28 protein-coding genes are annotated in these 25497 nt (G+C 68.6%); 25 read left to right on the forward strand and 3 right to left on the reverse strand.

Annotated features, from left to right (window positions below):
• Positions 1-546 (forward strand): thiamine pyrophosphate-binding protein (locus DW297_RS01910; RefSeq protein WP_342589018.1); only part of this gene is annotated, 546 nt, incomplete at its 5' end.
• Between the two features lie 16 nt (positions 547-562).
• Positions 563-1405, forward strand: coding sequence for a polyphosphate kinase 2 family protein (locus DW297_RS01915; protein WP_136028843.1), 843 nt, complete (start codon positions 563-565; stop codon positions 1403-1405).
• A 15-nt stretch (positions 1406-1420) separates the two neighbouring features.
• On the opposite strand, the gene DW297_RS01920 is transcribed toward DW297_RS01915, so the two are convergent.
• Positions 1421-2674, reverse strand: a complete 1254-nt coding sequence (locus DW297_RS01920) for an isochorismate synthase (RefSeq protein WP_136028845.1) — start codon at positions 2672-2674, stop codon at positions 1421-1423.
• A 54-nt stretch (positions 2675-2728) separates the two neighbouring features.
• On the opposite strand from DW297_RS01920, the gene DW297_RS01925 reads away from it, so the two are divergent.
• Genes DW297_RS01925 through DW297_RS01950 form a run of 6 tightly spaced genes read left to right on the forward strand, consistent with a single transcriptional unit; the run spans position 2729 to position 8683 of the window.
• Positions 2729-3292, forward strand: a complete 564-nt coding sequence (locus tag DW297_RS01925; RefSeq protein ID WP_136028847.1) for a DUF402 domain-containing protein — start codon at positions 2729-2731, stop codon at positions 3290-3292.
• The gene (locus DW297_RS01930; protein ID WP_136028849.1) at positions 3289-4008 is read left to right on the forward strand and encodes a class I SAM-dependent methyltransferase; all 720 of its coding nucleotides are present in this window, start codon (positions 3289-3291) and stop codon (positions 4006-4008) included. Before DW297_RS01925 ends, DW297_RS01930 begins: the two co-directional genes overlap by 4 nt.
• Positions 4009-4051: 43 nt before the next feature.
• A complete protein-coding gene (locus DW297_RS01935) occupies positions 4052-5113 on the forward strand; it encodes a polyprenyl synthetase family protein (protein WP_136028851.1) in 1062 nt (353 codons plus the stop codon).
• Between the two features lie 56 nt (positions 5114-5169).
• A complete protein-coding gene (locus tag DW297_RS01940; RefSeq protein WP_136028853.1) occupies positions 5170-6543 on the forward strand; it encodes an FAD-dependent oxidoreductase in 1374 nt (457 codons plus the stop codon).
• A 60-nt stretch (positions 6544-6603) separates the two neighbouring features.
• A complete protein-coding gene (locus DW297_RS01945) occupies positions 6604-7635 on the forward strand; it encodes a hypothetical protein (RefSeq protein WP_136028855.1) in 1032 nt (343 codons plus the stop codon).
• Positions 7636-7672: 37 nt separating this feature from the next.
• A complete protein-coding gene (locus DW297_RS01950; RefSeq protein WP_136028857.1) occupies positions 7673-8683 on the forward strand; it encodes an alpha/beta hydrolase in 1011 nt (336 codons plus the stop codon).
• On the opposite strand, the gene DW297_RS01955 is transcribed toward DW297_RS01950, so the two are convergent.
• Both DW297_RS01955 and DW297_RS01960 read right to left on the reverse strand, forming a co-directional pair.
• Positions 8674-9306, reverse strand: a complete 633-nt coding sequence (locus DW297_RS01955) for a GntR family transcriptional regulator (RefSeq protein ID WP_136028859.1) — start codon at positions 9304-9306, stop codon at positions 8674-8676. The genes DW297_RS01950 and DW297_RS01955 overlap by 10 nt on opposite strands.
• A gap of 409 nt (positions 9307-9715) precedes the next feature.
• Complete coding sequence (locus DW297_RS01960) at positions 9716-10204, reverse strand: YajQ family cyclic di-GMP-binding protein (RefSeq protein WP_136028861.1); 489 nt, start codon at positions 10202-10204, stop codon at positions 9716-9718.
• Positions 10205-10393: 189 nt separating this feature from the next.
• Between DW297_RS01960 and DW297_RS01965 the strand changes: the two genes are divergently transcribed.
• From DW297_RS01965 to rplB, 17 genes are all read left to right on the forward strand, one after another.
• Positions 10394-11602, forward strand: a complete 1209-nt coding sequence (locus tag DW297_RS01965) for a sugar ABC transporter substrate-binding protein (protein ID WP_136028863.1) — start codon at positions 10394-10396, stop codon at positions 11600-11602.
• 72 nt (positions 11603-11674) lie between these two features.
• The gene (locus DW297_RS01970; RefSeq protein WP_136028865.1) at positions 11675-13279 is read left to right on the forward strand and encodes an ABC transporter permease subunit; all 1605 of its coding nucleotides are present in this window, start codon (positions 11675-11677) and stop codon (positions 13277-13279) included.
• 1 nt (position 13280) lies between these two features.
• A complete protein-coding gene (locus DW297_RS01975) occupies positions 13281-14183 on the forward strand; it encodes a sugar ABC transporter permease (protein ID WP_136028866.1) in 903 nt (300 codons plus the stop codon).
• 69 nt (positions 14184-14252) lie between these two features.
• Complete coding sequence (locus tag DW297_RS18710; RefSeq protein ID WP_168387200.1) at positions 14253-14405, forward strand: hypothetical protein; 153 nt, start codon at positions 14253-14255, stop codon at positions 14403-14405.
• Between the two features lie 116 nt (positions 14406-14521).
• Positions 14522-15664 (forward strand): ABC transporter, encoded by a 1143-nt coding sequence (locus DW297_RS01980; protein ID WP_136028868.1) that lies wholly within the window; start codon positions 14522-14524, stop codon positions 15662-15664.
• 65 nt (positions 15665-15729) lie between these two features.
• A complete protein-coding gene (locus DW297_RS01985) occupies positions 15730-16164 on the forward strand; it encodes a hypothetical protein (protein WP_240744491.1) in 435 nt (144 codons plus the stop codon).
• A 49-nt stretch (positions 16165-16213) separates the two neighbouring features.
• The gene (locus tag DW297_RS01990) at positions 16214-16861 is read left to right on the forward strand and encodes a spermidine/putrescine ABC transporter substrate-binding protein (protein ID WP_205812819.1); all 648 of its coding nucleotides are present in this window, start codon (positions 16214-16216) and stop codon (positions 16859-16861) included.
• Positions 16862-17078: 217 nt separating this feature from the next.
• Positions 17079-17447, forward strand: coding sequence for a 30S ribosomal protein S12 (gene rpsL / locus DW297_RS01995; RefSeq protein WP_013584051.1), 369 nt, complete (start codon positions 17079-17081; stop codon positions 17445-17447).
• 5 nt (positions 17448-17452) lie between these two features.
• A complete protein-coding gene (rpsG, locus tag DW297_RS02000) occupies positions 17453-17923 on the forward strand; it encodes a 30S ribosomal protein S7 (protein WP_017201608.1) in 471 nt (156 codons plus the stop codon).
• Between the two features lie 87 nt (positions 17924-18010).
• The gene (gene fusA, locus DW297_RS02005) at positions 18011-20125 is read left to right on the forward strand and encodes an elongation factor G (protein WP_136028870.1); all 2115 of its coding nucleotides are present in this window, start codon (positions 18011-18013) and stop codon (positions 20123-20125) included.
• 148 nt (positions 20126-20273) lie between these two features.
• Positions 20274-21464 (forward strand): elongation factor Tu, encoded by a 1191-nt coding sequence (gene tuf, locus DW297_RS02010; protein ID WP_136028873.1) that lies wholly within the window; start codon positions 20274-20276, stop codon positions 21462-21464.
• Positions 21465-21618: 154 nt separating this feature from the next.
• Entirely contained in the window at positions 21619-21831 is a 213-nt protein-coding gene (locus DW297_RS02015) for a hypothetical protein (protein WP_105723378.1), read from the forward strand.
• Between the two features lie 841 nt (positions 21832-22672).
• Entirely contained in the window at positions 22673-22981 is a 309-nt protein-coding gene (rpsJ, locus tag DW297_RS02020) for a 30S ribosomal protein S10 (RefSeq protein ID WP_017201594.1), read from the forward strand.
• 8 nt (positions 22982-22989) lie between these two features.
• Positions 22990-23649, forward strand: a complete 660-nt coding sequence (rplC, locus tag DW297_RS02025) for a 50S ribosomal protein L3 (RefSeq protein ID WP_136028875.1) — start codon at positions 22990-22992, stop codon at positions 23647-23649.
• Between the two features lie 2 nt (positions 23650-23651).
• Positions 23652-24314: a 50S ribosomal protein L4 gene (gene rplD / locus DW297_RS02030; RefSeq protein WP_136028877.1), complete on the forward strand. Its 663-nt coding sequence runs from the start codon at positions 23652-23654 to the stop codon at positions 24312-24314.
• Positions 24311-24634 (forward strand): 50S ribosomal protein L23, encoded by a 324-nt coding sequence (rplW, locus tag DW297_RS02035; RefSeq protein WP_025102406.1) that lies wholly within the window; start codon positions 24311-24313, stop codon positions 24632-24634. The genes rplD and rplW overlap by 4 nt, the downstream gene beginning before the upstream one ends.
• Before the next feature lie 20 nt (positions 24635-24654).
• Positions 24655-25494, forward strand: coding sequence for a 50S ribosomal protein L2 (rplB, locus tag DW297_RS02040; protein ID WP_136028879.1), 840 nt, complete (start codon positions 24655-24657; stop codon positions 25492-25494).
• Positions 25495-25497: the final 3 nt, after the last annotated feature.

Below are 25497 nucleotides of genomic sequence, written 5' to 3' on the forward strand. Positions count from 1 at the left end.
CCGCTCGACCGCGAGCGGCTGGTCGACGCGGTGTGGCGGGCCACGTGGCCGCACGACCGCCTCGTGTTCGGGTCGTCCCGGCTCGTGCGCGTGGCCGACGAGGTCCTGGCGGGCAAGAAGGTCCCGGTGCACGCCAACCGCGGGCTCGCGGGCATCGACGGCACGATCGCCACCGCCACCGGTATCGCGGTCGCGAGTCAGGCCGCCGGCGCCCCCGGGATCACGCGGGTGCTGCTGGGTGATCTCGCGTTCCTGCACGACGTCGGGGCGCTGCTGCTGCCGCCCGGAGAGCAGGAGCCGCGGCTGCAGGTGATCGTCGGCAACGACGGCGGCGGCACGATCTTCGACGGGCTCGAGGTGGCGTCGTCGGCGCCGTCCGCGCATCTCGACCGGGTCTTCTACACCCCGCATGGCGTGCGCCTGGAGCATCTCGCGCTGGCGTACGGGTGGGAGTATCAGCGCGTCACGACCCGGACGGCGCTGGATCAGGCCCTCACGTCCCCGCACGGCGGACGTCAGATCATCGAGGTGCCGCTGGCGCGGTGACTGGCAGGATGTGCGTATGAACGCGCACACCTGGACTCAGAACCTGCGGGTGGGGCCCGGCTTCCGCCTCGCCGATGTCGATCCGGACGCCACGCCGGGGTACGACCACGGCAAGTCGCGCGGGAGGGAGGACCTCGCCGCCGGGCTGGAGCGGTTGAACGACCTGCAGGAGCGTCTGTTCGCGCAGAGTCGGGTCGGCACGGCGCAGGACGCGGTGCTTCTGGTGCTGCAGGCGATGGACTCGGCGGGCAAGGGCGGCATCGTCCGGCACGTGGTCGGCGGTGTGGATCCGCAGGGCGTCGCGCTCGCCGCGTTCAAGGCCCCGACCGAGGAGGAGCGGCGGCACGACTTCCTGTGGCGCGTCGAGAAGCGCCTCCCGGAGCCCGGCTTCATCGGGGTGTTCGACCGTTCGCACTACGAGGACGTGCTGATCGGGCGGGTGCGGCAGCTCGCCGATGCCGCGGAGATCGAGCGCCGCTACGACGCGATCACCGCGTTCGAGGAGCGGGTCGCGGCCTCCGGCGTCCGCATCGTCAAGGTGATGCTGCACATCTCGCCCGAGGAGCAGAAGGCGCGACTCATGGAGCGGCTGGAGCGTCCGGACAAGCACTGGAAGTACAACCCGGGCGACGTGGACGAGCGGATGCTGTGGCCGCAGTACATGCAGGCCTACCAGACGGTGTTCGACCGCACCTCGACCGACGCGGCGCCGTGGTACGTGGTGTCGGCGAACGCCAAGTGGTACGCGCGGCTCGCGGTGCAGGAGCTGCTGCTCGCGGCGCTGCAGGACATCGACCCGCAGTGGCCCGTCGCCGACTTCGACGTGGAGGCGGAGAAGAGGCGGCTGGCCGCGAGCTGACCGGGGCTGTGGTCGTCAGGCCAGGGCGTCGACCAGGGGGCGGAACTTCACGCGGGTCTCCAGCAGTTCGCTCTCGGGATCGGATCCCGCCACGATCCCGGCGCCGGCGTAGGCGGTCACCGCGATCGCGCCTCCGGTCGCCGTGAACTGCGCGCACCGGAGCGCGATGGCCCACTCGCCGTTGCCGTCCGCGTCGACCCAGCCGACCGGTCCGGCGTAGCGCCCGCGGTCGAAGGGTTCCAGGTCGCGGATGGCGGAGACCGCCGCGGCCGTGGGCGTTCCGGCGACCGCCGCGGTCGGATGCAGCGCGCGCACGAGGTCGAGGGCCGATCTCCCCTCCTCGAGCTCGCCCTCCACATCGGTCGCGAGGTGGAACAGGTTCGGCAGCTTCAGGAGGAACGGCTGCTCGCTCGCGGCCAGCGCCCTGGTGTGCGGGCGGAGCTCCGTGAGCACGCTCTGCACCGCGTACTGGTGCTCGTCGAGATCCTTGACGCTGGAGGCCAGGTGCGTCGACGCGGCCGTGTCGGCGTCGGCGTCGGCACCGCGGCCGATGGTGCCGGCGAGCACGCGCGCGGTGACGGTGCGGTCCTGCACGGTCACGAGGGTCTCCGGGCTCGCGCCGATGAGCCCGTCCACCGCGAACGCCCAGGTGTCGGGGTAGCCGGTCGCGAGGGCTCGCACGAGGCGCCGTAGATCGGACCCGGCGGGGACGGTGCCGCGCAGGTCGCGCGCGAGCACGACCTTGCTGAGCTCCCCGTCGGCGATGCGCTCGAGCGCGGCGCGGACCGCGTCCTGGTAGCCCTGCGGGCTCTGCGCGCCGGGGCCGACCGTACCGGCCCAGTGCGGACCGTACGGGCGGGTCTCGAGCGCTGTGGGTCGCGCGGTGTCCTCGGCCAGGCGGATCCGCGTCTCCCAGAACCGGTCGCCGTGGCGGCCGAGCACGCGGGAGGGGATCGTGAGCACGCTGTCGGCGGTGGACGACGGATCGAACGTGAAGGCGCCGAACGCCACGAGCCCGGTGCCCGGCAGCCCCAGGGGGTCGGTCACGTCGGCCTGGGCGGACAGCCCCCGCCAGAACGTCGCGAGGGCTTCGAGACGCGTCTGCCCCGGTTCGGCGGTCGGACGGATCTCGGCGAACGGCTCGCCGACCGCGACGATCCCGTCTCCACGGCGGAGCCAGGCGAGGGGGCGTGCGGGGTCGGCGTAGGCGAGGAGGTCTTCGACCGGGTCGATCTGTCGGGTCTCCACGACCAGGTGGGTGTGATGCACGTGTCCAGCCTAGGCCGCGGCACGGGCGGCGATCCCGCGTCGTAGGGTGGGCGGATGAGCGACGCGCGCCCCGCACCCGGCACCGAGATGGTCTTCCAGTGGCGCAAGTGGGACGGGTCGCCGCACTGGCGGCACGAGTGCGTCTACCTGGGTGCCGATCACTGGGGCGACTGGGTCGGTCAGCCCGCCGGCTGGCACAGCGTCCGCCCGGGGGCGGAGTTCCACGCCGCGACGCCCAATGTGACGCTGGTCCCGCCGAGTCGCGACTTCGCCCTGACCGTGAACCGGCGGCACCCGCGCGGCCTGCGCATCTACATCGACCTGGGGTGGGAGGTGCAGTGGTCGGACGACCCACTGCGTGCCGTCGGGATCGACATGGACCTCGACGTCGTGCGCGTGGAGGGGGAGCGCGGCACCTGGGTCGACGACCGCGACGAGTGGGCCGAGCACAGCGTCGTGTACGGGTATCCGGCCGACGTCATGACCCACCTGGAGGCGCTCGCGCTCGACCTGGAGGGGCGGGTGCGGGCGAGGGTCGCGCCGTTCGACGATGCCACCGCCGACGTCTGGCTCGACCGGCTGGAGGCGCTTGATCTCGCGCCTAGACTGAACGCGTGACCTCGAACGACAAGAACCGCGCCGACCTCGGCAAGGACCCCGCCCGCGTGAGCGGCATGTTCGACCAGGTCGCGGCGGGCTACGACCGCACGAACACGGCCATGACCTTCGGCAACGACGCCCTGTGGCGCGCCGCCACCACCCGGGCCGTGGCGCCGAAGCCGGGGGAGCGCATCCTCGACCTCGGGGCGGGCACGGCGTCGTCCTCGGCGTCCCTGGCCCGCAGCGGCGCGCAGGTCGTCGCGGCCGACTTCTCGCCGGGCATGCTCGCGGAGGGCCGACGTCGGCACGGAGCGATGCGCAACCTGTCCTTCGTGCAGGCCGATGCCACCGCCCTCCCGTTCGAAGACGGGGAGTTCGACGCGGTCACCATGTCGTACGCGCTGCGCAACGTGAACGATCCGAAGAAGGCCCTGCGCGAGCTCTACCGCGTGACCAAGCCCGGCGGACGCCTGGTGATCAACGAGTTCTCGACGCCGCCGGGCAAGCTGTTCCGCGGGGCGTACCGCTTCTACAACGCCCAGGTGCTCCCGCGGGTGGCCCGGGTGGCCGGGACGAACGGCGATGCGTACGACTATCTGAACGAGTCGATCCGCGAGTGGCCGGACCAGAAGCGGCTGTCCGCGTGGATCCGCGATGCCGGGTGGCAGGACGTCGCGTACCGCAACCTCTCGTTCGGCATCGTCGCCCTGCACCGCGCGCGCAAGCCCGCGTGAGCACGGCGCGAACCGCGGCATCCGACGCGGGTAGGCTGGGAGCGTGACTTCGAGCCCCCACCCCCCGGGTTCGCGACTGGCGAGCCGTCTCGGCTTCAGCGATCGCGTGTTCATCGGCCCCGCCGGACGCCGGGTGGCCCGCACGATCGAGGACGGGCTCGAGCTCGTGGAGACCGGGCTCGCCGATGACGTCCGCGTGGCCGATCCGCTGGCCGACGCTGCGAGCCGCTATCTGTACGAGGCCGGCGGCAAGCGCATCCGGCCCGTGCTCACGCTGCTCGCCGCGCAGCTGGGTGACGGCAACACCCCCGAGGTGATCGACGTCGCGAAGGCGCTGGAGATCACCCACCTCGGATCGCTGTATCACGACGACGTCATGGACGGCGCCGACCGCCGCCGCGGGGTGCCCGCTGCCCATGCGGTCTGGGGCAACAACATCGCCATCCTCACCGGCGACATCCTGTTCTCCCGGGCCAGCCAGCTCATGTCGCGGCTCGGCGAGCGGGCGATCCGTCTCCAGGCCGACACGTTCGAGCGCCTCGTCCTCGGACAGATGCACGAGACGCTCGGTCCGCAGCCCGATGACGACCCGATCGCGTTCTACATCCAGGTGCTGGCCGACAAGACCGGTTCGCTCATCGCCGCGGCGACGCAGGGGGGCGTGATCTTCTCGAACGCGCCGACCGAGTACGAGGAGCCGCTGCGGGTGTACGGCGAGAAGATCGGCGTCGCGTTCCAGCTGCTCGACGACGTGATCGACCTGTCGGCCAAGCCGGAGGAGACCGGCAAGGTGCCGGGCACCGACCTGCGCGCCGGCGTGCCGACCATGCCCTACCTGCTGCTCAAGGCGCAGAAGGATGCGACGGCCGAAGACCTGGCGGCCCGCATCGACGACGGCGTCGCGCTCATCGCGGACGGAGCCGACCCCGCGATCCTCGACGGCCCCCTGGACGAGCTGCGCGACCACCCGGTCACGCAGAAGACCCTCGAACTCGCGCATGCGTGGACCCAGGAGGCGATCGACGCCCTCCGGCCGTTGCCGCGCGGCACCGTGCGCGAGGCATTGACCCGATTCGCCGAGACCCTCGCCGAGCGCTCGAGCTGACGCGACCCGCGGCTTCGCGCCGCGTGACGGCGGCGACGGCATACGAAAGGACCTCCATGACCAAGCTCCGACTGGCCATCGTCGGCGCCGGCCCCGCCGGTATCTACGCCGCGGACATCCTGCTGAAGGCCGAGCGCAAGTTCGACGTCTCGATCGACCTGTTCGAGCAGCTGCCGGCCCCCTACGGGTTGGTGCGGTACGGGGTCGCCCCGGACCACCCGCGCATCAAGGGCATCATCACGGCCCTCCGCGATGTGCTCGACCGCGGCGACATCCGCCTGTTCGGCAACGTGCGCTTCGGCGAGGACATCACGCTGGACGACCTCAAGCGGCACTATCACGCGGTGATCTTCGCGACGGGCGCGATCCGCGACACCTCCCTCGACATCCCCGGCATCGATGCGGTCGGATCGTACGGCGCCGCCGACTACGTGAGCTGGTTCGACGGCCACCCCGACGTGCCGCGCGAGTGGCCTCTCGACGCGGAGTCGGTCGCGGTGCTCGGCAACGGCAACGTGGCGCTCGACGTGTCGCGCATGCTGGCCAAGCACGCGGAGGACCTGCTGGTGACCGAGGTCCCGGAGAACGTGTACGAGGGGCTGAAGGCGAGCGCTGTCACCGACGTGCACGTGTTCGGTCGCCGCGGTCCGGCCCAGGTCAAGTTCACCCCGTTGGAGCTGCGCGAGCTCGGGGAGCTGCGCGACGTCGACATGGTCGTGTACGACGAGGACTTCGACTACGACGAGGCGGCGCGCGACGCGATCGCCAGCAACAAGCAGGTCATGGTGATCGACCGCATCCTGCAGTCGTGGCGCAAGCGCGACTCCGTCAACAACGCGGGGGGAACGGCCTCGCGCCGCCTGCACCTGCACTTCTGGGCGAAGCCGGTCGAGGTGCGCAAAGACGACCAGGGCCGCGTCGCCGCCCTGGTGTACGAGCGCACGAAGCCCGACGGGCAGGGTGGCGCGATCGGCACGGGCGAGCTCCGTGAGGTCCCGGTGCAGGCGCTGTACCGCGCGATCGGCTACTTCGGCTCCCCGCTCCCCGGTGTTCCGTTCGACAAGAAGCACGGCGTGATCCCGAACCGCGAGGGCCAGGTGCTGGCGAAGGACTCCAACGAGCGCGTGCCCGGCGTCTATGCGACGGGATGGATCAAGCGCGGACCTGTCGGGCTCATCGGGCACACGAAGTCCGACGCCATGGAGACCGTGCGGCACGTCATCAACGACCAGGGCTCCTGGTGGCACCCGGAGGATCCGTCGGAGGAGGCCATCCCGGCGCTGCTGGCCGAACGCGGCGTCGCGTGGACCGACCTCGACGGGTGGCACCGCCTCGACGAGCACGAGATCGCGTTGGGCGCCCCGCACGAGCGCGCCCGCGTGAAGGTCGTGCCGCGCGAGGAGATGGTGCGGGTGTCGCGGGGCGAGTGACCCGCCCGGATCGCCGCAGCGCGCCCGGGCCGGAGGAGCACTCCGCTCTAGGCTGAGGGCATGCGACACCGCCCCCTCCTGGCCCTCGCGGCCGTGACCGTGCTGCTGCTCTCCGGATGCGCGCCGGAGCCTGAGCCCACCGAGACGTCGACGCCGTCGGCCTCGGCATCGCCCACGCCGACGTCGGATCCGATCGTCGCCCCGACGCCGGCGTTCGATGTGAGCTGCACCGACGTGGCCGCCGAGATGACCGCCGCCACCGGTGAACCGGCCGGCGAGGTCGCGGAGGTGCTGGGGGTGTGGTCGGCGCCGAGCTGGTATCCGGGACCCGCACAGCACATGTTCCAGCGGGCGGGCGGCATCGCGTGCTCGTCCGGTACGAGCGAGCGCAATTGGGAGGTCTCGGTCGCACCGGGCGCGACGGCCCTGATCGAGGGCGCGGAGTCGCGCGGTGGCTACGCGGGTGAGGAGGCGCGCTGCGAGGTCGGCGGGTACTGCTTCTTCCAGGTCGTGGAGGGCGAGGTGCTGGTGTCCGGGGCGGTCGTGGATCCGGCGCTCGGCCCGGACGATGCGCCGGCGATCAAGGAGGGACTGCGTCGCATCGGCGCGGCCGCCGCGGCGTCGCTGCGTGAGGTCGTGGTGCCGGAGAGCGCGATCGCGGGCGTGGAGTGCTCGCGGTTCCTCACCGACGTCGAGTTCGGTGAGCAGCTCGGCACCGAGGTGCACGTGATCGACGGCTTCGGCGGGTGGTCCATCCCGGCCGAGGTGTACCAGACGGTCAACGGTTCCCGCATCTGCTACTACGCTTCAGGCGACGACGAATACAGCGCGCAGGGCTACCTGATGCTGACGACACTGCCCGGAGGGGCGTGGGCGTTCGAGCAGATCGAGGGCGAGAAGCCGGTGGAGGTCGCGGGCGCGGATGCCGCGCTCACGGGTGTGGACGAGCAGGGCCGCACGGTGCTCGACGTCCGCGTCGGGACGGATTGGCTGCGGCTGATCACCTTCCAGGGATCGGGCATCAGCGACCTCGCGCCGCTCGCGTCGACCATCGTGGAGAACTTCGGTGTCGGTCGCCCGGGCGGTCAGTAGCCCCGTGGGCTAGCCTGGCGGCGACGGGGGGAGACGCATGGCCGAGTGGATCCCGGATGTGCTGGGCGAGGAGTTCGAACAGCTGACGCTCGACCTCGGCGTCGATGACCAGGGACCCGTGGTCGCCACACTGGTGCGTGCGCTGCCCGCGCCGTCCGGCTGGTGGGATCGTGCCAGGGGGCGTCGGCGCCCGCTCGAGGGCGTGGACGTGCTCTACATCCACGGCTGGTCGGACTACTTCTTCCAGAAGCGGCTGGCGCGCTTCTGGACGGCTCGCGGGGCGCGCTTCTTCGCGCTGGACCTGCGCAAGTACGGACGCAGTCTGCGCGAGGGCCAGACCCCGGGGTACATCAGCGATCTGGCGACCTATGACGAGGACATCGCCGCCGCACTGACGGCGATGGGCCGAGGTGAGGGGGGAGAGGAGTCCGCACGGCGGCTGGTCCTCCTCGGTCACTCGACCGGCGGGCTCACGTTGAGCCTGTGGGCGTCCCGGCACCCGCACACCGCGGACGCCCTCATCCTGAACAGCCCGTGGTTGGAGTTCCAGTTCGCCCCCGTCCGCGCGGCGATCGCGCCGATGGTCGAGTTCCAGGCGCGGATCCGGCCGCTGGACGCGGCGCCCCAGGTCGACCTCGGCTACTACACCAGGGCCCAGCAGGAGGTGGCCGACCCCGACGACCCGATGGACGTGAACCTCGCCTGGCGTCCGGTGCAGACCATGGCCGTGTACGCCGGCTGGTTGAACGCGATCCTGTCGGGCCATCGGACGGTGGCGGCCGGGCTGTCGATCGAGGCACCGGTGTGCGTGCTGCTGTCGGCGCGTTTCGTCCCGCCGACGCGATGGTCGGACGACCTCACGTCGGCGGATTCGGTGCTCGTGGTCGATGACATCGCCCGTGCAGCGCTCCGGCTGGGCTCGACGGTGACCGTCGAGCGCATCGACGGAGCGCTGCACGACGTGTTCCTGTCGCGACACGCGGCCCGTGAGGACGCGTATCGACGCCTGGACCGCTGGGTGGTCGGCTGGAGGGCCGCTCAGACGTAGTACATCGCACGGGCCAGGCGTTCCGCCTCGTCCCCGTTGCCCCGCGTGACGGCGATCTCGAAGTCGTCGTACACCTGTCGCATGCGCTCACGGTCTCCGCGAGGGACCACCCACGCGCGCAGGTTACGGGCGAGGGCGACGTCGACGTCGGTGATCAGCATGCGGTGCTGGTGGTTGCCGCTGTGCTCCGCGAGATACGCGAACACGGCCCACCGCGCACTCGAGGTCGATGCCCCGTCGCGCAGCGTGCGGCGCACCTCTTCCATCAGGCGGACGACCCGCTGGCGCTCCGCCGGGCTGAGCCGTGGCACGGCCATCCGGGCGGCGATGCCCGCCTGGTACCCGGCGAACTCGAGCGACTGCGTCACGACGGCCGCCGTCACCGCGGTCACCTCGGTGTACCGACTCGGGTACATCGTCACGAGCCCGAGTCTCTCGAGTCGCTGCAGCGCCTCTCGGACCGGGGTCCGGGAGACGTGGAGCTCATCGGCCACGTCGACGTCGCGGATGCGCTCGCCCTCCCCCAGTTCGCCCTCGACGATGAGTCTTCCGATGTGGTGGAAGACCTCGTCGGCGAGGAGTTGCTTGCTTTCTCCGATGGTCTTCGTCTCGACGTGCCCCATGGACCAGCCCCCAGTTTCACTTCTTGTCACGGTTCCGCGGTCCCCCCGTGTGGCGGTGGGGCCGGCGACGCCGTGCCGATCTTTCTCACCTGCGGATCCGATGTTCGTGGGGGCGGGCAGCGGGCCGGTGAGCTGTTTCTTTCTTCCTTCACCGTGGTGCGGGCACTTCGGATCCGGTGACGCGAGCCCGCGGTGCCTGCACCCTCGTCCCCACGAGAGCACCTGCGAATCCCGGGCACCTCGTTCCGCGCGGGCGGCGTGCAACGAGGGCGTCCATGGCTCCGACGGATCGGGGCCGCTTCCAGTCTTGGTCAAGCACACCGATATCTCGATATGCGTTGACCGGGGAAAGTCGGAGCGCACGCGAAAGGGGACCCGGCGACGCCGGATCCCCTCTGTGCCGCGCGACCTAGCGGTAGTTGACGAACTGCAGGTCGATGTCGAGGTCGGAGCCCTTCAGGAGAGCGATCACGGCCTGGAGGTCGTCGCGGCTCTTCGACTGCACGCGCAGCTCGTCGCCCTGGATCTGGCTCTTCACGCCCTTGGGCCCCTCGTCGCGGATGATCTTGCCGATCTTCTTCGCGTTCTCCGACGAGATCCCGTCCTTGAGGCTCGAGACGATGCGGAACTCCTTGCCGCTCGCGAACGGCTCGCCCGAGTCCAGGCTCTTCAGGGAGATGCCCCGCTTGATGAGCTTCGACTGGAACACGTCGAGCACGGCCTTCGCGCGCTCCTCCGAGCTCGCCGTGATGAGGATCTGCTCCCCGCTCCACGCGATGGATGCCCCGGTGCCCTTGAAGTCGTAGCGCTGCTCGACCTCTTTCCGTGCCTGGTTCAGGGCGTTCTCGGCCTCCTGATGATCCACTTTCGAGACGATGTCAAAGGAACTGTCAGCCATACAGGCAGTGTATCGAGCAGCCCTCGTGACGACAGGCGTGGAAGCGTTTTCAGTCGGGTGCCGCCCCGCGTGCCCCATCACAGGTTGATATCGACGCTGCTCTCGATTGCGATCCCGCTCCTGATCGATGCATACTGTAAGCGCTTGCAGTCCTTGCAGGTTGAACAGCATTGAGAGAGGCACACACCAATGAAGGTGAACAAGAGGGGCGTGCTCGCCGCGGGCGCGATCGCCATCGTTTCGACTCTGACGCTCGCCGGCTGCTCCGCGGGGACCAGCGGCGGATCCTCCTCCGGCGGCGACGACAGCGGCTCGCTCACGGTCTGGGTCGACGCCGAACGTGTCGACGCCCTCCAGGGTGCGGCCGACGCCTATCAGGACAAGACCGGCGTCAAGGTCGAGCTGGTCGGCAAGTCCGTCGACGACATGAAGGACGACTTCATCCAGCAGGTGCCGACGGGCAAGGGCCCCGACATCGTGATGGGCGCCCACGACTGGCTCGGCGAGCTGTCGACCAATGGCGTCGTCGCCCCGATCGAGCTCGGTGACAGCTCCGAGGACTACCTCCCGGTGGCCCTCCAGGCTGCGACCTACGACGGAACGGTCTACATGCTGCCGTACGCGGTCGAGAACATCGCCGTCCTGCGCAACGCCGACCTCGTGCCCCAGCCGGCCACCAGCTTTGACGACATGGTCTCGAAGGGGAAGTTCGTCGTCGAGCAGGGCACCGAGGGCAACCCGTACCACCTGTACCCGTTCCAGACCGCGTTCGGCGCCCCCGTCTTCGGCACCGACGACAGCGGCAGCTACGACCCGAGCGACCTGCAGCTCGGCAGCGAGGGTGGCTTCGCCTTCGCCGACTGGCTGGGCGCTCAGGGTGCGGCCGGCACGCTCAACACCGACGTGGACGGCGAGATCGCGAAGCAGCAGTTCCTCGACGGCACGGCCGCGTTCTGGCTGACCGGCCCGTGGAACGTGGGTGCGGCCACCGACGCCGGCATCAACGTCGCGATCGACCCGATCCCGAGCCCCACCGGCCAGACCGCCTCCCCGTTCGCGGGCGTGAAGGGCTTCTTCGTGAGCGCCGAGTCGAAGAACAAGGTCGCGGCGAACGACTTCCTCGTCAACTACATCGGCACCGAGGACGTGCAGCTCGAGCTGTTCAAGGCGGGCAACGTGCTGCCCGCCCTCACCGCTGCGGCCGACTCCGCGGCGTCCGACCCGATCATCGCCGGATTCCAGGCCGTGGGTGCCGACGCCGTCCCGATGCCGGCCATCCCCGCGATGGGCGCAGTGTGGCAGTACTGGGGTGTGGCCGAGGCCGCCATCATCAACGGTGCGGACCCGAAGGCGACGTGGCAGAAGCTCGTCGACGACGTGACCGCCGCGATCAAGTAACCGCCGCAACGGCACAGACCCTGCCGGAGCGGGCCGCACCGCCCGCTCCGGCAGGATCATGACGAGGACGACATGACAGACACCGACGAGCGCATCGCGCCTCTGACCAAACGACAGCGCCAAGCCGCCGCCATCGCCGAAGCGGCGTCCCGACCGATCGGCTGGATGCTGCTGAAGATCCTGCTGCTGGCCATCGTCGACGCGATTGCGGTCTATGCGGCCTTCGTGCTCTTCGCGCACCGGGAGTGGCTGATCCTCGCGATCGTCGTCCTGGTGACGATCCTCGTCAACTACATCTACTTCTCGCGCCGGCGCGTCCCGGCGAAATACCTGACCCCCGGCATCATCTTCCTCGTCCTCTTCCAGGTGTTCACGCTGCTCTACACCGGGTACATCGGGTTCACGAACTACGGCACCGGCCACAACGGCACCAAGGAGCAGGCGATCTCCTCGCTCCTCGCCTCCGCGCAGGAGCGCGTCGAGGACTCGCCGACCTACCCCGTGACCGTGGTCGAGCAGTTCGGCACCTACGGCTTCCTGGTGACCGACCCCGAGACGGGCGATGCGCTGCTCGGCACGGCCGACGAGCCGCTGCACGAGGTCGACGCCGACTTCCAGGGCGGGCAGGCGGTCGCGGTCGACGGGTGGACCACCCTTCCGCTCGCGACGGTGTTCACGCTGTCCGACCAGCTGGATCAGCTCTCGGTGCCGTTCAGCGACGACCCGAACGATGGGAGCCTCCGCGCGCCGGACGGGCAGAAGGGCTACCTGTACGTCTCGACGCTCGCGTACGACGCGACGGCCGACACCATCACCGACACGGACACGGGCACGGTGTACCGCGACACGGGGGAGGGTGCGTTCACCGCCGAGAACGGCGATCAGCTCCTTCCCGGCTGGCAGACGACGGTCGGCTTCGACAACTTCGTACGCGCGGTGACGGACTCCTCGATCCGGGGTCCGCTCATCTCGGTCACCGTGTGGACGTTCGTCTTCGCCCTGGTCTCGGTGGCCTCCACGTTCTTCCTCGGGCTGCTACTGGCGCTCGTGTTCAACAACACGCGGATGCGGTTCCGCAACGGCTACCGCATCATCCTGATCCTGCCGTACGCGTTCCCCGCGTTCCTCTCGGCGCTGGTGTGGGCCGGCATGATGAACGAGAGTTTCGGCTTCATCAACCAGGTGCTGTTCGGCGGTGCCGCGATCCCGTGGCTCACCGATCCCGTGCTGGCGAAGGTGTCGGTGCTCCTGGTGAACCTGTGGCTCGGGTTCCCGTACATGTTCCTGGTGTGCATGGGCGCGCTGCAGGGCATCCCGGAGGACGTGAACGAGGCGGCCGTCATGGACGGGGCGAACGCCTGGCAGATCTTCCGGCGCATCAAGCTCCCCCTGCTGCTGGTGACGGTGGCCCCGCTGCTGATCTCGTCGTTCGCGTTCAACTTCAACAACTTCAACCTGATCTACATGCTGACCAAGGGGGGTCCCCGGTTCAGCGACGTGTCGATCCCGGTCGGCCACACCGACATCCTCATCTCGATGGTCTACAAGGTCGCCTTCACCGGACAGACCCGCGACTACGGACTCGCCTCGGCGTTCACGATCCTGATCTTCATCGTCGTCGCGACCATCTCGATCATCAGCTTCCGCAAGACCAAGGCCCTCGAGGAGCTGAACTGACATGAGCACGACCAGCCCCACCGCCGCCCGTCCGGCTCCGCGCCGCCGCTCGTTCCGCGCCTGGTTCGCCGACACCGGTTGGCGGCACCTCGTCGCGATCGTCGTGAGTGCGTTCGCCCTCTTCCCGCTGCTCTACGTGGTCTCGGCCTCGCTCAACCCGAAGGGCACCCTGACCGGTTCGAACCAGCTGTTCTCCGCCATCGGCATCGACAGCTACGTGCGCATCCTGAGCGACCCGCAGAACCCGTACGGCACCTGGTTCCTGAACACCCTGCTCATCGCGGTGGTCACCGGCGCCGTGACGGTGTTCATCGGAGCCTGCGCCGCGTATGCCTTCTCGCGCATGCGTTTCGCCGGTCGCCGGGTCGGTCTCGTCACGATCGTCGTCGTGCAGATGTTCCCGCAGCTCCTCGCGGTCGTCGCGATCTTCCTGCTCATGTCGACCATCGGCGACTGGTTCCCGGCGATCGGGTTGAACACCCATACCGGGCTGATCCTGGTCTACCTCGGTGGAGCGCTCGGGGTGAACACGTATCTGATGTACGGCTTCTTCAACACGATCCCCAAGGAGATCGACGAGGCGGCGCGCATCGACGGTGCGGGTCACGCACGCATCTTCTTCACGATCATCCTGCGCCTCGTCGCGCCCATCCTGGCCGTGGTCGGGCTGCTGTCATTCATCGGCACGGTCAACGAGTACGTCATCGCGAGCGTCATGCTCGTCGACGTCGATCAGCAGACACTCGTGGTCGGGCTCACCAAGCTCGTCGCGAACCCGCGCTACGCGGACTGGTCGGCCTTCAGCGCCGGTGCGGTCATGGCCGCGATCCCGGTGATGATCCTGTTCCTGTTCCTGCAGAAGTACATCGTGGGCGGCCTCACCGCCGGTGCCACGAAGGGCTGAGCCGTCCGGTCGCCCGTCACCTCGGCGTTGCACCCCGGCGGTCGACGGGGCGCGACGTACCCTGGCGACATGGCACGGGTGGGTGGTCGCAGCATCGGGATGAGCTGGGTGGCCGGGGTGATCTGCACCGTGATCATCGGCGGCCTGCTCTGGCTGTCGTTGCCGATGATGCCGGTGCTCGCGCAGTTCTTCGGCGACGCTCTGCGTTCCGCCCTGCCCTGATCCGCGGTTCCCCCCTCCGCAGGCACCGACCCGGCGACACGTCGGCACGCCTCCGTGAGCGCCAGGACGGGCGGCGGTACCCTCGCAGAGCACACATCGATGAGAGGCGCACCCCCATGAGTGATCCCGAGGCTCGTCAGCCCGAGAAGCCGCGCGACGTCGACGACGTCGTCGGCAGCGCGAACGCCGGTCTCGATGCTGCCGCCGCAGCCCGAGCGGACGTTCCCGGCTCCGACGCGGAGGCCGAGGCGGAGCGCACGCCCGCCGACGCGAACCCGGAGCGCCAGGACCCGCCGGTCGACCCCGATCTCGCCGCGTTCGAGGCCGCCGAGCGCGACCACCCCGGCACCTTCAGCTCGACCGCTCCCGCCGCGGGCGCGGTACCCGTCGCCGACCGTGCGGCCGCCGCCGAGCAGCGAGCGGATTCCGACCGGCTCGCCGACGACCGCGGTGCCGAGCGTCTTCCCGCCGACCGGCTCGCGGGCGACCGTCCGGATGACCGCGTCGCGGACGATCGTCGCGACGCCGATGCGACCGCGGCCTTCCCGACTCCCGGGGCGGCCTCCTGGTCGCCACGTCACGAGGAGTCGTCCATGGCGGACACGGCATACGCCCCGCACTCCGACGACGCCGACACACGCATCGTCCCGTCGGAGCCGTACGTCGGGACAGCCGGCGCCGCCGCAGCTCAGCCTCAGCCGATCTTCGTTCAGGCTCCGGAGCCGCCGCGCGACCGCGGAAACCGCGGAACGGCCGGGGCGATCGGCCTCCTGGCGACGGTCGCCTTCGCCATCCTCTACCTCGGCACCGCGGTCGGCCTGCGCGCCATCGCCGGAGACGTCACGGGCGAGAACATCGGCGAGGCCTTCCTCGCGCCGCTGCTCACGTGGGGCTACTGGACGCCCGTCGTCGTGTTCTTCCTCGGCTTCTGGCTCCTCGGTGCGATCATCAACCGCGGCCGCTGGGGCCTCTGGGTGGTGTTCGGCATCATCGTCGGGCTCATCGCGTACGCGGGACACATCCTGGGACAGCTGTTCGAGGCGCCGTTCTGGAAGCTCACCGCTTCGCAGGGCCTGGAGCTCGCGGGGGAGCAGCTGCTCGCCCCGCTCGCCATCGCTGCATTCGTGTTCGCCAGGGAGCTGACCATCTGGTTCGGTGCCTGGGTGGCCCGCAGCGGCGCCCGCAAGACGGAGCTGAACGCCGAGGCGCAGCGCGAGTACGAGCGCACCCTCGAAGCCGGCCCGACGCTGGCGAGGTAGTCACGCACGCCACCACGCCGAACCCCCGCGGGCCCGAGTCCGCGGGGGTTTCGCCTGTCCTCGCGGTGGTGCTCGCCTCCATCGGGTTCTTCGCGCTGTCGGTGTTCGGGCTGGGCGCGCTGAGCGTGGCGACGGATCGGGACATCATCGCGGTGGAGGGCCTCGGCCAGGTGCCGGGTGCGGTGGGCATGATCCTGGCGGTGGTCGCGTTCGCTCTGTCGCTCGGCGCGACGCTGCGGCGCCGGCGTCCGTCGTTCGGCTCCGCGCTGGTGATCGCACTCCTCACCGCGCTGGTCCATCTCGCGACGCTGTGGATTGCGGTGCTGGCTGCCGCAGAGAGCCTCATCATCGCGACGGCCGTCGCGGGAGACCTCGTCCGGGGCGGCGCTAGCGCGGTGGTCCTGGTGGCGGCGGCGATCGCGGGCTGGAGTGGTATCGCCCTCCGTCGGACCCGCAGCGAACGTCCGCGATGGCCCTGGGAGCACGACGAGGGGGAGTGACCCCCCGCAAATCCGCGCGGGGAGCGGTGACGCGCCGTACGCTGGTGTCGTGGAGCGCTCACTGGAGACGCAGGTGGACCAAGCCGTCGAGGCGTGGTTGCGCTGGGTGCCGCGCTGGGAGCCGGCCACCCACCGCGGCCGGGTCGCGCCGTGCCGTCGCTGTCTCGGTTCGCCCATCCTCGCCGCGGCCGGGATCGCGGGCGACACACCCCACGGCGTGCAGCACGGGCTGTCGACGCGCATCAAGACGATCGTCGACCACGCGGTCGCGGACTACACGGCCCGCAACCTTCCGATGCTCCAGCGCGAGCTCGACAGCCAAGCGGCCAGGAACAGAGCACGCAGCTACCGCCCGACCGAGGACCTGGCTCCCGAGTTCGAGGGCCTGCCGCTCGACCCGGAGCCGGTTCCCGGCGCACCGTTCCTGTTCACGATCGCCGGTCTCGCCGACGACTCCGCGGCGGAGCTCCCGCCGCTGCCGCCCCTGTCGGAGGAGGCGAAGATCGCGCTACGGCAGGAAGTGGCCCTCGCCGACGAGTACGCGAACCTCATCGGCCGCGAGATCTGCGGCCTGCTGCTGCGCCACCGCGTCTCCATTCAGGCGGCGGTGTCCCAGCACGTCGAACCGCAGATCGAAGCCATGCTCGCCGAACTCACGGAGTCGCTCGACTCCCCGTTCGGCCCCGACGTGAGCTGAGGCGGCGCCGGTCGCCCTCATTTGACCGCGTTGGTTACGCGGCATTACACTTGATCAGGTGTGTGCACGTCCTGACGTGCGCGCTGGGCGTCGGCCCCATGCCGGTCCGCCCCCACGGCATACCCACCACACCAAAAGCTCGCCGGTTCCGGCGTGCCGGTGGGTCATGATGTGAAACCCATCACGCTGTCACCGTGCAGCACTATGAGGAGAGAACGTGCCAACCATTCAGCAGTTGGTTCGCAAGGGTCGCTCGCCCAAGGTCTCGAAGACCAAGGCGCCGGCGCTCAAGTCGAACCCGCAGCAGGCCGGGGTCTGCACCCGCGTCTACACCACCACCCCGAAGAAGCCGAACTCGGCGATGCGCAAGGTCGCCCGTGTGAAGCTCCGCAACGGGACCGAGGTCACCGCGTACATCCCCGGTGAGGGCCACAACCTGCAGGAGCACTCGCTGGTGCTCGTCCGCGGCGGTCGCGTGAAGGACCTCCCCGGTGTGCGTTACAAGATCGTCCGTGGCGCCCTGGACACCCAGGCCGTCAAGAACCGTAAGCAGGCTCGTTCCCGCTACGGCGCGAAGAAGGGTTGAGTTAGATGCCTCGTAAGGGTCCCGCCCCGAAGCGCCCCGTCGTCAACGACCCGGTCTACGGCGCACCGATCGTCACCTCGCTGGTGAACAAGATCCTCGTCGACGGCAAGAAGTCGCTGGCCGAGTCGATCGTCTACGGCGCCCTCCGCGGCGTCGAGGCGAAGAACGGTCAGGACGCCGTCGCCACGCTCAAGAAGGCGCTCGACAACGTGCGCCCCACGCTCGAGGTCCGCAGCCGCCGCGTCGGTGGCTCGACCTACCAGGTTCCGGTCGAGGTCAAGCCGCACCGCGCGAACACCCTCGCGCTGCGCTGGCTCGTGAGCTACGCGAAGGGTCGTCGTGAGAAGACGATGACCGAGCGTCTCCAGAACGAGATCCTGGACGCGTCGAACGGCCTCGGTGCCGCGGTCAAGCGCCGCGAGGACACCCACAAGATGGCCGAGTCGAACCGCGCGTTCGCTCACTACCGCTGGTAATCAGCTCGGCCCGTCCCTCGGCCACCCGCCGAGGGACGGGCACCCCCTCTTCGCAGTACGACTGCTCCAAAAGATAAGGACACTCCTGTGGCACAAGACGTGCTCACGGACCTGAGCAAGGTCCGCAACATCGGCATCATGGCGCACATCGATGCCGGCAAGACCACGACGACCGAGCGCATCCTGTTCTACACGGGCGTCAACCACAAGCTCGGCGAGACGCACGACGGCGCCTCGACCACCGACTGGATGGAGCAGGAGAAGGAGCGCGGCATCACGATCACGTCTGCCGCCGTGACCTGCTTCTGGAACAAGAACCAGATCAACATCATCGACACCCCCGGTCACGTGGACTTCACGGTCGAGGTGGAGCGCTCGCTCCGCGTCCTCGACGGTGCGGTCGCCGTGTTCGACGGCAAGGAGGGCGTGGAGCCCCAGTCCGAGACCGTGTGGCGTCAGGCCGACAAGTACAACGTCCCCCGCATCTGCTTCGTCAACAAGATGGACAAGCTCGGCGCGGACTTCTACTTCACGGTCGACACGATCATCAACCGCCTCGGTGCCAAGCCGCTCGTGCTGCAGCTCCCGATCGGTGCCGAGAACGACTTCGTCGGCGTCATCGACCTCGTGGAGATGCGCGCACTGGTGTGGCCCGGCGACGCCAAGGGTGACGTGACCATGGGCGCCTCGTACGAGGTGCAGGAGATCCCGGCCGACCTCAAGGACAAGGCTGAGGAGTACCGCCAGCAGCTGCTGGAGACGGTCGCGGAGACCGACGAGGAGCTTCTCGAGAAGTTCTTCGGCGGCGAGGAGCTGACGGTCGCAGAGATCAAGGGCGCCATCCGCAAGATGGTCATCGCCAGCGAGATCTACCCGGTGCTCTGCGGCTCGGCGTTCAAGAACCGCGGCGTGCAGCCGATGCTGGACGCCGTCGTCGACTACCTCCCGTCCCCGCTGGACGTGCCCGCCATCGAGGCGCACGACCCGAAGGACGAGGAGAAGATCATCGAGCGTCACCCCGACGCGAAGGACCCGTTCGCGGCCCTGGCCTTCAAGGTCGCCGTGCACCCGTTCTTCGGTCGCCTGACGTACGTGCGCGTCTACTCGGGTGAGCTCGAGTCGGGCGCTCAGGTCATCAACTCGACCAAGGGCAAGAAGGAGCGCATCGGGAAGATCTTCCAGATGCACGCCAACAAGGAGAACCCGGTCGACAAGCTGACCGCCGGCAACATCTACGCCGTGATCGGACTGAAGGACACCACCACCGGTGACACCCTGGCCGACCCGCAGCAGCCGGTCGTGCTCGAGTCGATGACGTTCCCCGAGCCGGTGATCGAGGTCGCCATCGAGCCGAAGACCAAGGCCGACCAGGAGAAGCTGGGTCTCGCCATCCAGAAGCTCGCTGAGGAGGACCCGACCTTCCGCACGGAGCTCAACCCCGAGACCGGTCAGACGACCATCAAGGGCATGGGCGAGCTGCACCTCGACATCCTCGTCGACCGCATGAAGCGCGAGTTCCGCGTCGAGGCGAACGTCGGCAAGCCGCAGGTGGCGTACCGCGAGACGATCCGCAAGGCCGTCGAGAAGCACGACTACACGCACAAGAAGCAGACCGGTGGTTCGGGTCAGTTCGCCAAGATCCAGTTCAACATCGAGCCGCTCGAGCTCGACGGCGAGAAGACGTACGAGTTCGTGAACGCGGTCACGGGTGGCCGCATCCCGCGCGAGTACATCGGCTCGATCGACGCCGGTTTCCAGGACGCGATGAACGTCGGTGTCCTGGCGGGCTACCCGATGGTGGGCGTCAAGGCGACCATCGTCGACGGTGCGGCACACGACGTCGACTCCTCGGAGATGGCGTTCAAGATCGCGGGCTCCATGGGCTTCAAGGAGGCCGCGCGTCGTGCCAACCCCGTGCTGCTCGAGCCGCTGATGGCCGTCGAGGTCCGTACTCCCGAGGAGTACATGGGCGACGTCATCGGTGACCTGAACTCGCGTCGTGGCCAGATCCAGTCGATGGAGGACGCCGCCGGCGTCAAGGTCGTGCGCGCTGCGGTGCCGCTGTCCGAGATGTTCGGCTACATCGGCGACCTGCGTTCCAAGACCTCCGGTCGCGCCGTCTACTCCATGGAGTTCGACAGCTACGCCGAGGTCCCGCGCGCGGTGGCCGACGAGATCGTCCAGAAGGCCAAGGGCGAGTAACACTTCCTGGGAACAGGGCCCGCCGTCCTGTTCCCAGGTCACCTACAACTTCACATTCCCTCTCTACTAAACTGAGAACCTAACCCGTAGAGAACCGGTCGCAAACCAGTGCCCGGCACCTCTACAACGACGTCCTGAGGAGGACCCAGTGGCTAAGGCCAAGTTCGAGCGGACCAAGCCGCACGTCAACATCGGAACGATCGGTCACGTCGACCACGGCAAGACCACGCTCTCCGCAGCGATCTCGAAGGTGCTTGCTGACAAGTACCCGTCCGACACGAACGTGCAGCGTGACTTCGCTTCCATCGACTCGGCGCCGGAAGAGCGCCAGCGTGGTATCACGATCAACATCTCGCACATCGAGTACGAGACCCCGAAGCGCCACTACGCGCACGTCGACGCTCCCGGCCACGCCGACTACGTCAAGAACATGATCACGGGTGCGGCTCAGATGGACGGCGCGATCCTCGTGGTCGCCGCCACCGACGGCCCGATGGCCCAGACGCGCGAGCACGTGCTGCTCGCCAAGCAGGTCGGCGTTCCCTACCTGCTGGTCGCGCTGAACAAGTCGGACGCGGTCGACGACGAGGAGATCCTGGAGCTCGTCGAGCTCGAGGTCCGCGAGCTGCTCGCCGGCCAGGGCTTCGACGAGGACGCTCCTGTCGTCCGCGTCTCCGCTCTCAAGGCTCTCGAGGGCGACGAGAAGTGGACCCAGGCGATCCTGGACCTGATGCAGGCTGTCGACGACAGCGTTCCGGACCCGGAGCGTGACCGTGACAAGCCCTTCCTCATGCCCGTCGAGGACGTCTTCACGATCACCGGTCGTGGCACCGTCGTCACGGGTCGCGCCGAGCGTGGCACGCTGGCCATCAACTCCGAGGTCGAGATCGTGGGTCTGCGTCCGACGCAGAAGACGACCGTCACCGGTATCGAGATGTTCCACAAGCAGCTCGACGAGGCCTGGGCCGGCGAGAACTGTGGTCTGCTCCTCCGCGGCACCAAGCGCGAGGACGTGGAGCGTGGCCAGGTCATCGTGAAGCCGGGTTCGGTTACGCCGCACACCGACTTCGAGGGCACCGCGTACATCCTGTCCAAGGACGAGGGTGGCCGCCACAACCCCTTCTACACGAACTACCGCCCGCAGTTCTACTTCCGCACCACGGACGTCACCGGCGTCATCTCGCTGCCCGAGGGCACCGAGATGGTCATGCCCGGCGACACCACCGACATGACGGTCGAGCTGATCCAGCCGATCGCCATGGAGGAGGGCCTCGGCTTCGCCATCCGTGAGGGTGGTCGTACGGTCGGCGCCGGTACGGTGACGAAGATCATCAAGTAAGCATCTGCTTCCTCGCAAAGGGGTCGGACCTTCGGGTCCGGCCCCTTTGTCGTTTTCCACGCTCTAATCGTGCTTCCGCGGGCGGGGGAAGGCATGCACAATGAGTGTGTCCGGTCTCATCGGCCGGACACACACACCTCCGAAGGGGAGCCACATGGGTATCGACGACGCCGTGAACAAGGGCAAGGACCTGTACGAGCAGAACAAGGACAAGATCGCCGAGGCCGTCAAGAGCGAGCAGGCCGAGGACATCAGCGACAAGGTGCTCGACGGTGTCGCCGACTTCGCTAAGAAGATCGCTCCCGGTGCGGCCGACAAGATCGACGAGATCCGTGACAGCGCGGACAAGGCGGTCGGCAACGAGTAGCCCGAGATCGTTCACGAGCGGCGCTTCCTCCGAGGGGCGCCGCTCTTCTCGTACCCGGGCGCTCTGGAATCTCGGCACGCGCGAGCGCGAACTGGCGAACTGACGGAGAGATCGAGTAGGATGATGCAGACCGCCTGGGGATCTTGCGGTCGGGGAAACCGAAGGGGTTCGGTTTCCTGAAGCACGCGGTTCTACCGCGTTCACACTGGGGAAAACGATCTTGGGGATCATCGTGCGACGCGCGCACTCTTTGCGCCAGAGCGTCTCCCCGCCTGCGCGGCGGGTCTTCCGCCGTGCCCTCGGTCGAGGCGTCCGGCGTCCCTTCACGCTGGGCACCTCGCGTTCGGTGTGCCCCCTCGCACTGAACGCCCTCCCCAAGCGGGGCGAGGCATGGGGATGCCTCGCCCCGCGCTCCACTCGGGCCTGAGACGAGCTGCAGACCCCCGCCGAAGAGGGCGGACACGAGGCGCGACACGCCCGGGTTTGCAGAAGTGAAATCGCCCGTGGCAGAATAGACAGGTTCGATATTCCGTCGCCGCTGTGCGTGCGCCGGATCACTGCCAGGGCAGTGCATAGACGGTGCCTCTTCGGAAGCACAGGGTTCTAGGCCGCGGGTAGCAGAACACAATCCCGACACCTTCATCTCGAGGGCATCGCCGTGCGCGGCGAGGGTCGGGCATCCGTTCGCCTCCGGGCGTCCGGCTGACAGCAGAACAGTGGTGCAGCAGATCGGTTCGCAGAGCCGTTCTCGTGCCGAGGCGCAATCCGCGCCGACGTGCGTCCAATGCCCCAGGGCCACCCGGTCCAGGACGGTACGACGCTTATAGAGAGAGAGCAGACAATGGCGGGACAGAAGATCCGCATTCGCCTGAAGTCGTATGACCACGAGGTCATCGACACGTCCGCACGCAAGATCGTCGACACCGTGACCCGTGCGGGCGCGACCGTCGTCGGACCCGTGCCCCTTCCGACCGAGAAGAACGTCGTGTGCGTCATCCGGTCGCCCCACAAGTACAAGGACAGCCGCGAGCACTTCGAGATGCGCACCCACAAGCGTCTGATCGACATCGTCGACCCGACGCCCAAGGCCGTCGACTCGCTGATGCGCCTCGACCTGCCGGCCGACGTCAACATCGAGATCAAGCTCTGAGGTTCGACATGGCTGACATCAACTCCAAGGTTTCCAAGGGCATGCTGGGCACGAAGCTCGGCATGACCCAGGTGTGGAACGAGAACGGCAAGCTCGTTCCCGTCACCGTCATCGAGCTCGCGCCGAACGTGGTCACGCAGATCCGTACGCCCGAGAAGGACGGCTACAACGCCGTGCAGATCGCGTACGGCCAGATCGACCCCCGCAAGGTGAACAAGCCCCTCTCGGCTCACTTCGAGGCAGCCGGCGTCACGCCGCGTCGCCACGTGACCGAGATCCGCACGGCCGACGCCGCCGACTACTCGCTGGGCCAGGAGCTCACGGTGGACGGCACGTTCGAGGCCGGCCAGCTCGTCGACGTCGTCGGCACGAGCAAGGGCAAGGGCACCGCCGGTGTCATGAAGCGCCACAACTTCAAGGGCGTCTCCGCCTCGCACGGTGCGCACCGCAACCACCGCAAGCCCGGTTCGATCGGCGCCTCGTCGACCCCGAGCCGTGTCTTCAAGGGCATGCGCATGGCCGGCCGTATGGGTGGCGAGCGCGTGACCGTCCTCAACCTCACGGTGCACGCCATCGACATCGAGAAGGGTCTGATGCTCGTCAAGGGCGCCGTCCCCGGTGCTCGTGGCCGCATCGTCTACGTCCGCAACGCAGTGAAGGGTGCCTGATCATGGCTGACTCCACTCTCGCGCTCGACGTCCTCAAGGCAGACGGCAAGAAGGCTGGCTCGGTCGAGCTTCCCGCCGCTCTGTTCGACGTCAAGACGAACATCCCGCTCATCCACCAGGTCGTCGTCGCGCAGCTCGCGGCGGCTCGCCAGGGCACGCACTCGACCAAGCGTCGTGGCGAGGTCTCGGGTGCCGGCCGCAAGCCCTTCAAGCAGAAGGGCACGGGTAACGCCCGTCAGGGCTCGATCCGCGCGCCGCACATGACCGGCGGTGGCATCGTCCACGGCCCGAAGCCGCGTGACTACTCGCAGCGCACGCCCAAGAAGATGATCGCGGCCGCCCTCCTCGGCGCGCTCAGCGACCGCTTCCGCGGCGACCGCCTGCACGCGATCGACACGTTCGGCACCGACGGTGCTCCGTCGACCAAGGCCGCCGCGGGCTTCCTCGCCCAGGTCGCCACGTCGAAGAACGTGCTCGTGGTCATCGAGCGCGGCGACGAGCTCGCGCTCAAGAGCCTGCGCAACCTCGGCAACGTGCACCTGCTGTCGTTCGACCAGCTCAACGCCTACGACGTTCTCGTCTCCGACGACATCGTCTTCACCCAGGCCGCGCTCGAGGGCTTCATCGCCTCCAAGTCCGGCGCCAACCAGGAGGTCTCCGCATGAGCGAGCAGGCATCTGTTCTCCAGACGGCCCTGAACAAGGACCCGCGCGACATCATCCTGAAGCCGGTCGTGTCCGAGAAGAGCTACGGGCTCATCGACGAGGGTAAGTACACCTTCCTCGTCGACCCGCGCGCTTCGAAGACCGAGATCAAGCTCGCCATCGAGAAGATCTTCGGTGTCAAGGTCGCGTCGGTCAACACGATCAACCGCGTCGGCAAGGCCCGTCGCACCCGCTTCGGCACGGGCAAGCGCAAGGACACCAAGCGCGCCATCGTGAGCCTGAAGTCGGGCACCATCGACATCTTCACGGCAATCGGCTGATCCGGGGGATAAGGACAATCATGGCTATTCGCAAGTACAAGCCCACGACCCCGGGCCGTCGCGGCTCGTCGGTGGCTGACTTCGCCGAGATCACCCGATCGACGCCGGAGAAGTCGCTGCTGCGCCCGCTCTCGAAGACCGGTGGTCGCAACAACCAGGGCCGCATCACGACCCGTCACATCGGTGGTGGCCACAAGCGCCAGTACCGCGTCATCGACTTCCGTCGCAATGACAAGGACGGCGTGAACGCCCGTGTCGCTCACATCGAGTACGACCCCAACCGCACCGCGCGCATCGCGCTCCTGCACTACTTCGACGGCGAGAAGCGCTACATCCTCGCGCCGGCGAAGCTGAACCAGGGCGACATCGTCGAGTCGGGCCCCGCGGCGGACATCAAGCCGGGAAACAACCTCCCGCTGAAGAACATCCCCACGGGTACCGTCATCCACGCCATCGAGCTCCGCCCCGGCGGCGGCGCGAAGATGGCGCGCTCGGCCGGTGCATCCGTCCGCCTCGTGGCGAAGGACGGCCCCTACGCCCAGCTGCGTCTGCCCTCCGGCGAGATCCGCAACGTCGATGCGCGCTGCCGCGCGACCATCGGCGAGGTCGGCAACGCCGAGCAGTCGAACATCAACTGGGGCAAGGCCGGCCGTATGCGCTGGAAGGGCGTCCGCCCGACCGTCCGTGGTGTCGCGATGAACCCGGTCGACCACCCGCACGGTGGTGGTGAGGGCAAGACGTCCGGTGGTCGTCACCCGGTCTCCCCGTGGGGTCAGGCCGAGGGTCGCACCCGTCACGCCAACAAGGAAAGCGACAAGTACATCGTGCGTCGTCGCAACGCCGGCAAGAAGCGCAAGTAGGAG

This window comes from Microbacterium sp. PF5, assembly GCF_004794315.1.
Taxonomy (GTDB): Bacteria; Actinomycetota; Actinomycetes; order Actinomycetales; family Microbacteriaceae; genus Microbacterium; species Microbacterium sufflavum.

Excerpts from the sequence above, each read along its gene's own strand:
- DW297_RS01945 (WP_136028855.1), top strand. The coding sequence starts at position 6,604 with ATGCGACACCGCCCCCTCCTGGCCCTCGCGGCCGTGACCGTGCTGCTG.
- DW297_RS01960 (WP_136028861.1), bottom strand. The coding sequence starts at position 10,204 with ATGGCTGACAGTTCCTTTGACATCGTCTCGAAAGTGGATCATCAGGAG.
- DW297_RS18710 (WP_168387200.1), top strand. The coding sequence starts at position 14,253 with ATGGCACGGGTGGGTGGTCGCAGCATCGGGATGAGCTGGGTGGCCGGG.
- DW297_RS01970 (WP_136028865.1), top strand. The coding sequence starts at position 11,675 with ATGACAGACACCGACGAGCGCATCGCGCCTCTGACCAAACGACAGCGC.
- DW297_RS01955 (WP_136028859.1), bottom strand. The coding sequence starts at position 9,306 with ATGGGGCACGTCGAGACGAAGACCATCGGAGAAAGCAAGCAACTCCTC.
- DW297_RS01980 (WP_136028868.1), top strand. The coding sequence starts at position 14,522 with ATGAGTGATCCCGAGGCTCGTCAGCCCGAGAAGCCGCGCGACGTCGAC.
- DW297_RS01915 (WP_136028843.1), top strand. The coding sequence starts at position 563 with ATGAACGCGCACACCTGGACTCAGAACCTGCGGGTGGGGCCCGGCTTC.
- rplC (WP_136028875.1), top strand. The coding sequence starts at position 22,990 with ATGGCTGACATCAACTCCAAGGTTTCCAAGGGCATGCTGGGCACGAAG.
- DW297_RS01940 (WP_136028853.1), top strand. The coding sequence starts at position 5,170 with ATGACCAAGCTCCGACTGGCCATCGTCGGCGCCGGCCCCGCCGGTATC.
- DW297_RS01950 (WP_136028857.1), top strand. The coding sequence starts at position 7,673 with ATGGCCGAGTGGATCCCGGATGTGCTGGGCGAGGAGTTCGAACAGCTG.
- DW297_RS01925 (WP_136028847.1), top strand. The coding sequence starts at position 2,729 with ATGAGCGACGCGCGCCCCGCACCCGGCACCGAGATGGTCTTCCAGTGG.
- rpsJ (WP_017201594.1), top strand. The coding sequence starts at position 22,673 with ATGGCGGGACAGAAGATCCGCATTCGCCTGAAGTCGTATGACCACGAG.
- DW297_RS01975 (WP_136028866.1), top strand. The coding sequence starts at position 13,281 with ATGAGCACGACCAGCCCCACCGCCGCCCGTCCGGCTCCGCGCCGCCGC.
- rplB (WP_136028879.1), top strand. The coding sequence starts at position 24,655 with ATGGCTATTCGCAAGTACAAGCCCACGACCCCGGGCCGTCGCGGCTCG.
- DW297_RS01965 (WP_136028863.1), top strand. The coding sequence starts at position 10,394 with ATGAAGGTGAACAAGAGGGGCGTGCTCGCCGCGGGCGCGATCGCCATC.
- DW297_RS02015 (WP_105723378.1), top strand. The coding sequence starts at position 21,619 with ATGGGTATCGACGACGCCGTGAACAAGGGCAAGGACCTGTACGAGCAG.
- rplW (WP_025102406.1), top strand. The coding sequence starts at position 24,311 with ATGAGCGAGCAGGCATCTGTTCTCCAGACGGCCCTGAACAAGGACCCG.
- rpsG (WP_017201608.1), top strand. The coding sequence starts at position 17,453 with ATGCCTCGTAAGGGTCCCGCCCCGAAGCGCCCCGTCGTCAACGACCCG.
- rplD (WP_136028877.1), top strand. The coding sequence starts at position 23,652 with ATGGCTGACTCCACTCTCGCGCTCGACGTCCTCAAGGCAGACGGCAAG.